Annotated in this window: 9 protein-coding genes and 1 riboswitch; all 9 genes read right to left on the bottom strand. The window is 72.1% G+C overall.

Annotated elements, in window-relative coordinates:
• Nucleotides 1-88: 88 nt before the first annotated feature.
• Nucleotides 89-832: a transglycosylase family protein gene (locus tag ADK64_RS40895; RefSeq protein WP_053667329.1), complete on the bottom strand. Its 744-nt coding sequence runs from the start codon at nt 830-832 to the stop codon at nt 89-91.
• 4 nt (nt 833-836) lie between these two features.
• Nucleotides 837-1011, bottom strand: a riboswitch (cyclic di-AMP (ydaO/yuaA leader).
• A gap of 182 nt (nt 1012-1193) precedes the next feature.
• On the bottom strand, nt 1194-2342 hold the full coding sequence (locus ADK64_RS40900; RefSeq protein ID WP_053667330.1) for a transglycosylase family protein: 1149 nt from the start codon (nt 2340-2342) through the stop codon (nt 1194-1196).
• A gap of 169 nt (nt 2343-2511) precedes the next feature.
• Nucleotides 2512-3744: a cytochrome P450 family protein gene (locus tag ADK64_RS40905; protein WP_053667334.1), complete on the bottom strand. Its 1233-nt coding sequence runs from the start codon at nt 3742-3744 to the stop codon at nt 2512-2514.
• A 509-nt stretch (nt 3745-4253) separates the two neighbouring features.
• Nucleotides 4254-5270: a nucleoside triphosphate pyrophosphohydrolase gene (locus ADK64_RS40910; RefSeq protein ID WP_053667335.1), complete on the bottom strand. Its 1017-nt coding sequence runs from the start codon at nt 5268-5270 to the stop codon at nt 4254-4256.
• Between the two features lie 92 nt (nt 5271-5362).
• Entirely contained in the window at nt 5363-6019 is a 657-nt protein-coding gene (locus ADK64_RS40915; RefSeq protein ID WP_053667331.1) for a SurA N-terminal domain-containing protein, read from the bottom strand.
• Nucleotides 6020-6173: 154 nt separating this feature from the next.
• On the bottom strand, nt 6174-7001 hold the full coding sequence (locus ADK64_RS40920) for a glycoside hydrolase domain-containing protein (RefSeq protein ID WP_053667336.1): 828 nt from the start codon (nt 6999-7001) through the stop codon (nt 6174-6176).
• A gap of 62 nt (nt 7002-7063) precedes the next feature.
• The gene (locus tag ADK64_RS40925) at nt 7064-8557 is read right to left on the bottom strand and encodes a serine/threonine-protein kinase (protein WP_267888607.1); all 1494 of its coding nucleotides are present in this window, start codon (nt 8555-8557) and stop codon (nt 7064-7066) included.
• A gap of 38 nt (nt 8558-8595) precedes the next feature.
• A complete protein-coding gene (locus ADK64_RS40930; RefSeq protein WP_053667333.1) occupies nt 8596-9246 on the bottom strand; it encodes a hypothetical protein in 651 nt (216 codons plus the stop codon).
• 125 nt (nt 9247-9371) lie between these two features.
• The coding region (locus ADK64_RS40935; protein ID WP_053667337.1) for an N-6 DNA methylase at nt 9372-11128 on the bottom strand (1757 nt) is incomplete at its 5' end.

Here is an 11128-nt window from a genome sequence, read left to right on the forward strand (position 1 = left end):
GAGCCCGTGGGGACGGGGGGCCCTCACGGGGCCTTCAGTGTGGGGGGAGGGGATGTGAGGGCGCTGTGGGTGCGGCCGGAGCCGGATGTCACTTCAGGTGCAGCTGCTGACCCGGGTAGATGAGGTCGGCGTCCTGGACGATGTCCTTGTTCAGCTTGAACAGCTTCTGCCAGCCACCCTGGACGTGGTGCTTCTCGGCGATGGAGCTGAGGGTGTCACCCTTGACGACCTTGTACTCGCCGTCGCCCTTCTTGACCGTCTTGCCGGTCGGGGTGGTGACGGTCTTGCTCGCGGACGGGGCCGTGCGCTCGGCGGAGCGGGAGGCGGCCTGGTCGTCGGTGGAGCGGGCGGTGGTGCCGGCGCTGCTGCTGGAGGAGCTGCTCGAGGAGGAGCTGCTGCTGGAGGAGGAGCTGCTGCTCGACGAGCTGGAGCCGGTGCTCGGGGCGGAGCCGTTGTACGCGGCGCCGGACAGGCCCGTACCGCAGACCGGCCAGGCACCCTTGCCCTGCGCGCCGAGGACCTTCTCGGCGACGGCGATCTGCTGCGCCTTGGTGGCCTGGTTGGCGGTCGGGGCGTAGGCGGTGCCGCCGTACGCGGCCCAGGTGGAGGCGGAGAACTGCAGACCGCCGTAGTAGCCGTTGCCCGTGTTGATCGACCAGTTGCCGCCGGACTCGCACTGGGCGACCGCGTCCCACTCGGAGGCGGTGGCGGCGGAGGCGTTGCCGGCCGCCATCAGCGGGGCGGCGACGGCGGCACCGGTGACGCCGGCGAGCGCGACGACGCGGACAGCCTTGGACGGACGACGGTGCTTGCCCTTGCCGGAAAACAGCATGGATCGATCCCCTCACCGACGCCTGCGAGGTGAGCTGTCGGGTTCGGGCCGGTTGAGTTGCCCGGCCGCACGCCCGCTGTCGCGGGCCTGCGGCTTCACCCCAAGCCGGTTCCGGCATCAACTGCCGGTTCCAGCACTTACCTTGGGTCCCCCGCTCCTGCCTACGGCGCTTGACGCGACGACTGTTCCCGGGCAACCGCTGGCAGGATTCGGCGTTGCGGATGCCGGGGCTCGTGGTGACGAGCGGTCCTGACCGTAGACACGTGATCGACGGAATTTCAAAGACGATCAGGGCTTCTGAGACTCATCCCACACTTTCACCAAACCGGACATTAAGCGTGAAGCGGGGCGTCAACTCAGGCTACTTATCGCCCCTTTCGTCATCGACTTTCAGTGTCTGACCGGCGGTGATGTGGTTCGGGTCCGCCCCGATCACCTTCTTGTTGCCGTCATAGAGAGCGCGCCATCCGCCATCGACGCCAAGGGAGTCGGCGATGGCGACGAGAGTGTCGCCATCGCGCACGGTGTAGGTGCCCGGTTCGCGGCTCGCGTGGCGGCCGGAGGGCGCGCCGTTCTGACCGTTTTTCACGCTTTCATCCGCATTGCCGCCCCGGTGACGTCCGCCACTGTCGAGGGCTCCGGTGTCGACAAGGCTCCAAGAACCGGCGGCCTGCCGGGAATTGTCCGACTCGTCGATGCCCGGGGTGGGCGCGGGAGAGCCGCTCCCTCCCTGCGAGTTCCCCGTACCGGAGGAGCCGGAGGTTCCGGACGTGCCCGCCTTGTCGGTCTTGTCGGACTTGGGGGTGCCACTCCCGGTGGAGCCTGGAGTGACCCCCGGAGTCTTGGCGGCACCCTCTCCCGAGCCCGGAGTGGGCGTGGCGGAGGAGCCGGAGGAAGAGCCCGCGGAGGAGTCCGAGCCGGAGCCGGACTTCGAGCCGGAGTGGGAACCGGACCCGGAGCCGGAATCGGAGGTGGATCCAGAAGCGGAGCCGGAGCCGGAGCCGGAATCGGATGCGGAACCGGGCGAATCCGACAGGCCGGACGAGTCGGATTCGTCGGCCGACCCGGAGGAGCCGCTCGAACCGCTGCCGCTCCCGGAGTTTGCGACGCCCGTGTCGACGTCGACCGAACCGGAGTTGGAGGTCAGCCCGGCGGTCAGCGCGCACATGGTCCACGGCTTGGTGCCCTGGTCGGCGAGGATCTTCTCGGCGACGGCGATCTGCTGGTTGCGGCTGGCCTGGTCAGCACTGTCGGCGTACCGCGTGCCGCCGTACTTGTCCCAGTCGTCCTGCGAAATCTGCAGACCGCCGTAGTACCCGTTACCGCTGTCCGCGCTCCAGGAGCCGCCGCTCTCGCACTCGGCGACCTTGTCCCATGTGGTGCCGTCGGCGGCGTGGGCGCTCGCTGCCCCGAGCAGCGGGAGGGCGATGGCGGAGCCGGTCACTCCGGCCGCGACGAGGAGGGCCGGAGCCTGACGGGGGCGACGGTGACGACCGTTCCCGGTGAGCATGCAGGAGCCTTTCGTGCGACAGCAGGACCGGCGGGGCGAGTGGTGCCTGTCGCCACGCTGATGGGTGAACGTATCGGCAGACGATCACTTGTCACAAGTTAATGCCGCACAGATCACGTGAAGATCACAGAGTTGAGCCTCTGTCATGTTTGTGGCGGAGCCGTGAGCCTCAGCGGGCTGGAGTGAACTCCACCGGCAGCGTGCGCAGCCCCCGCATGATGAGTCCGCCACGCCAGCGCAGGTCGGCCGGATCCGCCGCGAGCCGCAGGTCGGGCAGGCGGGTGAGCAGGGTGGCGAGCGCGCTCTGCCCCTCCAGACGGGCGAGCGGCGCGCCGAGGCAGTAGTGGATGCCATGGCCGTAGCCGAGGTGTTGGTTGTCACGGCGGGCGAGGTCCAGCACGTCCGGGTCGGCGAACCGCTCCGGGTCCCGGTCGGCCGCGGCGAGCACGACGAGCACCGGGTCGCCGGGCGCGATGGCCTGCCCGCCGACGGTGAGCGGCTCGGTGGCGAACCGCCAGGTGGCCAGCTCCACCGGGCCGTCGTAGCGCAGGAGTTCCTCGACACCGGTCTCCAGCAGCTCCCTTTCCCCTCGCGCCAGGCAGTCCTGCAGCCGCCGGCGCTGCTCGGGGTGGGTGAGCAGCGCGTAGGTGCCGTTGCCGATCAGGTTGACGGTGGTCTCGAAGCCGGCGAAGAGAAGGATGAACGCCATCGCGGCGGCCTCGTTCTCGGTGAGGTGCTCGCCATGGTCGGAGGCGCGGATGAGGCCGGAGATCAGGTCCTCGCCGGGCGCGGGCTCGGCGGGCAGCGCCTCGCGCTTCTTGTGGATCAGCTCGGCGAGGTAACCGCGCATCTTCTTGACGGACCGCGCGACCCCGCCCCGCGGTCCTCCACCGTGCCGGATCATCATGCCCGCCCAGTCCCGGAAGTCGTCCTGGTCCTCCCGCGGGACGCCGAGCATGTCGCAGATGGCGTAGATGGGCAGCGGGAAGGCGAACTCGTGGATGAGGTCGGCCGAGCCCCGTTCCGCGAACTGGTCGATGAGGCGGTCGGTCAGCTCCTGCACCCGCGGCGCGAACTCGGCGACGCGCCGGGGCGTGAACGCCTTGCTGACCAGCCGGCGCAGCCGGGTGTGGTCCGGCGGGTCGATGTTCAGCAGATGCGTCATCAGCTCGGCCTTGCGCTCCCCGGGGATACCGGTCTTCCCCTTGGCATGCGCGGGCTCGTCGTGATGCGCCGGATTCTTGCTCAGCCGCTGGTCGGCGAGGGCCTGCTTGGCATCGGCGTACCGGGTGACCAGCCAGGCCTCGACCCCACTGGGCAACCGCGTCCGGTACACCGGCGCGTGCTCCCGCAACCAGGCGTACGCGGGGTAGGGATCGGCGGCGAACTCCCAGGTGAACAGCTGGGGGGAAGGGCGGTCGCCTTCGGCGGAGTGGGCGGTGGAGGGTTCGGGGGCGGTGGAGGGTTCGCGGGCGGTTACGGCTGAACCTTCAGTGGAGGCTGCGGCGCCTTCGGGGTCGGCGGCGCCTTCGGCGGGGGCTGCTGCGGGGGCGCCCTCGGCGGGGGCTGCGGTGGGTTCGGGCGCCGAGCCCTCGGCAGCGTTTGCGGCCGGGTCGGCGGGAACGCCCTCGGCAGAGACCGCCGCGCCCTCGGCGGAGACCGCGGTGGGACCGGCGGCCGAACCCCCGGCAGGGACGATGGCGGGACCCGCAGCCGAACCCCCCGCAGCAGCCGCGGCGGGATCGGAGGCCGAACCTCCGGCCGCAGCCACAGCCGCAGCCGCGGCCCGGTCGGCGGCGGGGCCCTCGGCCGAGGGTGCGGAGGCGTCGGTGGCTGAGCCGTCGTCGGAGGCTGCTGCGGGCGAGGGGTGGTGCTGGTCGGTCACCCCTCGACGGTATCCGGACACATCCGCTAGCCCTTCTCCGGTGTCGTGCCCTCCCTGCCCTCCGTGCCCTCCGCCTGGCGTATCGCGTCCCGGTACGCCCGCGCCGCCGCGCGCAGGGCGGCCTCCGGGTCGACGCCGGCCGACTCCGCGCGGACCGCCAGTGCGAGCAGTTCGTAGCCGACGCCCTCGCCGTGCGGCAGCGCGACGTCCAGGCCTGCCGTACGGGCGCGGGAGGCGAGCTTGGCCGCGAGGGCCAGGCCGGGCTGGCCGAGCGGGACGCCCTCCGTGACCGAGGTGCGCTGCTTCTCCTCGGCCTTGGTGCGCAGCCAGTGCTCCTTGACGTCCTCCGGGGTCTCGGCCACCTCGTCGCCGAAGACGTGCGGGTGCCGGTGGATGAGCTTGGCGACGATGCCACCGGCCACGTCGTCGACCGAGAACGGCGCGTCCGGGTCCTCCTCGGCGATCCGGGAGTGGAAGACGACCTGGAGGAGGACGTCGCCCAGCTCCTCGCGCAGCTCCTCCCGGTCACCGGCCTCGATCGCCTCGACCAGCTCGTACGCCTCCTCGATGCCGTACTTGGCGAGGCCCTCGTGCGTCTGCCGGGAGGACCAGGGGCATTCGGCGCGGATCCGGTCCATGACCTGCACGAGGTCCAGCAGACGGGCGCCGGGCAGGTCGTAGGAGGCGGGCAGCAGCTCCAGCTCCGGCATGGCGACGCGGCCGGAGCCGGCCAGCCGGGCCAGTCCGTCGGTGAGCGCGGGCTCGCCCTCCGCGGTGGCCACGACCACCACCGTCCGCCCGCCACCGCACGCGTCGACCAGCTCCTGCGCGGTGGGCGACGCCTCCGCCACGGCTGTTCCGGCCTCGCGCAGATACGGCAGCTGCGGATGCGCACCGTCCGCGCACAGCACCGCGTCGGCCGCGCGCAGGGCCTGCCAGGCGGGCCAGGACAGCAGGCCGGGGGCGACGCGGTGGCTGGTGGTGAGCAGCACGATGCGACCGCGGTCGGCTACAGGGGCGAGGTCGGAGCTGGATGCGTTCACGATCCGAACGTAACCCACTGCGGGAAGGAGCGGATTCGGTTATCCACAGGCCAGAGAGGATCGTGTGATCGTATGGCCGAAGCCCGCGGGTGCTACGCCGTGACCGGCTGTCCGCCCCCGGCGTTCGTCGTGACCTCCCGCACCCAGGGTGTCTTGGCGTCCACCCGGCTGCTCTTCTGCACGTCCCAGCTGCCGTAGCGCGGGTTGAGGTCGATGTGGAGTTCCTGGGAGGCCTTGGACAGCGCCTTCCAGAACGCGGGCTGGCTGGTGTCGGTGCCGAGCCTGGCCGCCAGCTTCTGCGCCTCCAGCTGGAGCTGCAGGTTGTCGTCGAGGCGGGCCGGGGCGATGCCGTACTTCTGCAGCCAGGCGGTCTCCAGCCCCTTGGCGCCGCCGGCCTGCTGCTCCAGGCCCGCGCGCATCTGCTGGACCTCCTTGCGGGTCACCGAGATGCCCTCGTCCTGCGCGGCGCGGTGCAGGACCTGGTCGAGGACCATGTTGTGCAGGGTGTCGCGGGTGAGGCTGCTGGTGGAGGAGAGGACCTGCCGGTACTGGGCCTCGTCCGGTACCGCGGCCCGCTGTGCCTTGCGGACCTCGTCGACCCGGCCCTCCAGCTGGGAGACGGTGATCCGCTGCCCTCCGACGACGGCCGCCGCGCCCGGGTGCGCTTCGTTTCCGCAGGCGGTCAGGAGGGGTGCCGCGGCGGCGATCGCGGCGGTGAGGACGAGCGCGGTGCGACGGCGGCGGTGCAAGGAGACCTCCAAGGGGAGATTGTGCGACGGTGCACAAAGTCTTGCGATGATCGATGGTAGGCAGTGGGGAGGCTGCGGCCAACCCATTCGACCAACGATTCACGCGCGCTTCGGGCACCGTCGCGCCGCCGCTCGGGGCTCGGCCGGTGCAAGGTCAGCCGGTTATGGCCACCGGCGCGTCCCACGCGTCCCGGTCGACGGTGAGCGTGACACCGCCGTACGTCTCCTTGCTGTTGACCATGTACTGATGGCCGCGGCTGTGGTTGGTGAACTGGCTCGCGCCCCACGGCCAGTCCGCGGTCGTCGCGTTCTGCTTGTCCCACAGCGCGTACCAGAGGTTGCCCGGCAGGTCCGTCTTGTCCTTGGCGGTCGCGATGGCCTTGGCGCTGGAGCTGCTGAAGCCGTAGTAGCCGCTGCGGTACGTCTTCACGCGCAGCCCCTTGTCGAAGGCGCGCACATACGTCAGCACGGCGTCGTTGCACGCCTTGTTGCCGACGTCGTACGCCTCCATGTCGAGGTAGACCGGGCTGCCCGCCTTCATGCCGAGCGCGGAGGCCTTGGCCACGGCGTCGGCGGCGTCCTTCGCGCCCAGGGACGCGGCCGTGGACGCGGTCAGCTTCTCCGGGTTGGAGCCGGACTGGCAGGGCGGCTGGGCGCCGACGTAGATCGGGATGAGCTTCCAGCCGAGGGAGCTGACCGACTTCACCCAGGAGGCGGTCAGATTGGGCTGGGCGCAGCCGCGGTTCTTGCCGCCCACGTAGACCGCGGCGGCACCGTAGAAACCGGTGTGCCAGGCCTTCATCGCGGACAGCGAGGGCGCGGTGCAGGTGTCGAACGCGCGCCCGGTGAACGTCTTCTGCGCCGGCCACGCTGTGGCGGCCATGGAGGTCTGCGCGGCGATCCCGGCCCCGGCGACCACGGCGGCACCGACCGCCCCCCACGTGATGTATCTGCGCTTCTTCGACTGCCGATGTCCGGCCATGAACCCCACCCCTTGCGTACTCCACCTGGTAAAGCGAAGCGCAAGGTATCAACCGCCCCCGACTATCCGCGCACCTGCCCCAGCCATTGCAGGGTGCGCCGGATCTCCAGGGCCATCGGGTATCCGGGGCCGTGCAGCCGCTCCACGTCCATCAGCAGCCGCGCGAGCGTGTCGTGGGCGGAGGGCCGGTCGCCGACGGCGAGCAGCAGATGGCCGATGCGCCGGCGCACCTCGTGCGCGAGCTGCGGGTCGCCCGAGACGTACTGGTTCTCGTAGTACGGCAGCAGCGCGCGGTACTCGGCGAGTGCCGCCGCCGGTTCGCCGAGCTGCTCCAGGCACTGCGCGGCCTCGTAGCGGTAGCGCAGGGACTGCGGGTCGGCCTGTCCGGCCTCGGCGGCGCGTTCGGCGGCCAGCCGGCGCAGTTCGGGCAGCGCGCGCCGGTACTGGCCGTCGTCCATGAGCGTGGCCGCGTACTGCTTGCGCAGGGTGCGGACGACCGGGGAGTGCTCACCGTGCTGTTCGGCGGCGGCGGGCAGGATCGCGCCCAGGATGTCCACGGCCTGGGTGATGCGCCCCTCCCCCAGCAGCCGCTTGACCTCGTCCACGGCCGCGGCGACGTCGGGTTTCTCGGCCACCGGTGGCGACGGCGCGACGGGGGCGGGCTGGGGCGCGGGTGTCCGCGCGCGGTCCGGCCAGGGAGCGTGCGGGCGTAGAAAGGGGCGCGTGGGATCCAGAGGTGCCCCTGTGGGCGTCCCGCGCGCGGGCAGGAGCGGCGCCAGGTCCTCGTACACCTCCTGCGCGGAGGCCGGGCGGTGCTGCGGGTCCTTGGCGAGCAGCCGCAGGACGAGCGTCTCCAGCACCTCGGGAACCTCGGGGCGGATACGGCGCACGGGCAGCGGGGGCTCGTACAGGTGCCGGTGCAGCACGCCGAGCGCCGTGGAGCCCGCGAACGGCACGTCCCCGCTGAGCAGTTCGTGCAGCAGCACACCGAGCGCGTACAGGTCGGTGTACGGGCCGACCGCGCCGCCCATCGCCTGCTCCGGCGCCATGTAGGCGGGCGAGCCGATCGGGGAGCCGGTGTGGGTCAGGCGGGTGGTGTCGGTGTCCATGACCGAGGCCACGCCCAGGTCGAGGACGGTGACCGTGCCGTCCTGCTTCACCATCACGTTGCGCGGCTTGAGGTCGCGGTGCACGATCGGCACGGCGTGCACGGCGCTCAGCACGGCGCACAGTTGTGCGGCCACCGCGACCGCCCATTGCCACGGATACGGGTCGTGCTCGGCGAGATGGTCGGACAGGTCGGCGCCGTCGACGTACTGCATGACGAGGAACAGCTCCTCGCCCTCGCTGCCCGCGTCGTGCACGGTGACCAGACCGGGGTGATCCACCTGCGCGGTCACCCGGCACTCGCGCAGGAACCGGCGGCGCAACTCGTCCGCCTCGTGACCCGCCACCTTGTCGGGGCGCAGCAGCTTCACCGCCACACGCCGGTCCAGCCGTCGGTCGTACGCTGTCCACACCTGCCCCATGCCGCCCTGCCCGATGAGCGTGGACAGTTCGTACCGGCCGGCGACGACGCGTCCCGTCGCCACGCTCACCTGCCGCCCTCGTGGTTGCCGCCCTGCCCGCCGGGGTGCTTGCGCAGATAGTCGCTGAGCTCGTCGAGTTCGGCACGCACCTGGTTGATGTGGACGGGCGCGGGACGCTGCGGCGGGGCGGGCAGGGGCGGCTGAGGCGCGGGGGTGGCGGTGGGGGGCGCGGGGATGTACGGCATCGGGGCCTGGGCGTACGGGGGTTGCGGCGCGGTCGGCATGCTCGGCGCGGTCGTCACGGTGAAGGGCGGTACGGGCTGCGGGTACGCGTAGCCCGCCGCCAACAGCGCCCGCGCGGCGTAAGCCTGACGGAGCCGGTGGAAGTGAGAGACGTCCGCGTAGAGGTAGTAGCCGGCGCAGGCCACCGCGTTCAGCAGAAGCATGCTCATGCCCAGGGTGCCGTTCGGGCTGCTGAAGTCGTCGGTGTGGTCCGTACTGAAGAGGCCGAAGCAGACACCGAGGACCACCACCGATCCCCCGAAGAACCACCACTCGGCACGCCTGCGGGTCACGATCGCCGCGCGCAGCGGCGCCGCCCATGCCAGGAACCCGAGGCTGAGCAGCGCCATCGCCACGAAGATCACGCGCAGCACGACCAGCACCCCGGTCGAGGGTGGCTTCGGCGGAGGCGGCGCGTAGCCGTGGCCTTGCATGGCTGCTCCTGGAGACCTGAATCGGGTTCGGACATGTGTGCCGGGTCCGAGCGTATAGGCCGCCGAGGACAACCGGTCCGGGTTGTCCGAACCGTTGCCGCGCTGATCAGCTCCGTACGACGCCCTCAGTCAGGCGCCACGGTCCCGTCCGTCAATCCGTCGTACATCCCGCGCACGAGTTGTTCCCCGAGCCGGCTCGCGTGGCGCAGCGCCCGCTCGAACTCGTCGAGTGCGCGGAAGCGCGCGCCGTAGCGCCGTTGTTCGTCCAGCGGGAGCCGGGGCAGCTGGAGTCGGCGCACGTCGAGCCGGGTCGCGGTGGAGGCATAGCTGCTGGCCTGGCGGTTGTTCGCGGTACCGCGCAGGAAGCCGGCGAGGAACCACGGATCGAGCGCCGTGCGATCGGGGCGCAGAAGCACAATGTTGCGCCCCAGGGCGGCGCCCCCCGTCGCATCGTCGATCACGCGCGCCACCGAGCCCCCGCCGAGCACTGGTACGACGACATCACCGGGCTCGGTCAGCACGGCCTCCTCCTCGCTCTCCGGGAGCGTCCCGGAGGGCGCCGTTCCGGCGAGGACGTCGTGGTCGGTGAGCACGGGCACGCGCGCGTGGCCGCCGTTTCCGCCCGTGCGCATCATCAGCGCGCCCCCGCGCGCGAGTTCGCCGATGGTGGTGAGCGGCCAGCGCGTGCCCGGCGCGGGGGCGGCGGGGGGCGGCGTGAGGTCGGCAGTCAGGTGCAGGGTCGCGCCGAGGCGCTCGCGCACCGCCGTGAGCTGCTCCGCGCCGTCGGCCACGGCCGCCGGCGGCAGATGGCGGGCGGGCGCGAGGTCGACGTCGTCGTCGAGGAGTTCGATGACCGGCACGGAGCGGGCGAGCCCCGGCCGCTCGTCCAGCCGGCCGGCGCGGTCGAAGGCCCGCCAGGCGTCCAGGACGGCCTCGCGCACCGCCGCCCAGTCCGGACCGCCGCGCCCCTCGGCGGCGAACCTCCCCGTGTCCACGAGCAGCACCTCGGGCGCGGCAGGCGTCCGGTCGGGCCGGTGCAGCACCCACACATGCAACGGGATGTTGTACGGCGGCGCCGCCCCGACCGGCAGTGCGACCACGGCCCTGAGCGCCCCCCGGCGCAGCAAGTCGGCACGGATCCGGCGCCCGGAACGGCGGGAGGCGGCCGCCGGCGGCATCAGCAGCACGGCGGTGCCGCCGTCGGCGAGCCGGGCCAGCGCATGCTGCACCCAGGCCAGCTCGGACTCGGTACGCGCCGGGAAGCCGTACTCCCAGCGGGGGTCGTAGGCGAGTTCGTCGTGGCCCCAGTTGCGCTCGTTGAACGGCGGATGACACAACACCGCGTCGGCGCGCAGCTCCGGGTAGGCGTCGGCGCGCAGGGTGTCGTCGGCCGCACCGCGCACGGTCGCCCGGGAGTGCAGCGCGAGTCGCAACGCGGTGAGCGCGGCCAGGTCGGAGGCGCTGTCCTGGGCGTACAGCTCCTGGCCGGGACGGGCGTCCACGGCACGCAACAGGGCCCCGGTGCCGCAGGCCGGGTCCAGGACGGTACTAGCGGGGCCGGCGAGGTCGGCCATGAGACGGGCGAGTTCGGCCGGGGTGAGCGTGTACTGGCGGGGGTTGGCGTCCAGATGCCGCCCCAGCAGAAACTCGAAGGCCTGCCGCGCCCCCACCTCGGCGGCCAGCTCCGCGGCACCCCGCAGGAGGGAGGCGGAGGGGAGGAGTTGGGGGCCGGTGGGGGTGTGGAGGGCCTGGGCGGGGGCGGGTGAGGTGGTTGCGGGCTGGGTGGGCGTGGTGTTCGGGGTCGGCGTGACGTGCGCGGCCGCAGTGGCGGACGGGGTCGGGGGGGGGTGAAGGGTGGGGGGGCTGTGAACAACGGGGGGGG

Origin of the sequence: Streptomyces sp. MMG1121, assembly GCF_001280015.1 — a bacterium.
Taxonomy (GTDB): domain Bacteria; phylum Actinomycetota; class Actinomycetes; order Streptomycetales; family Streptomycetaceae; genus Streptomyces.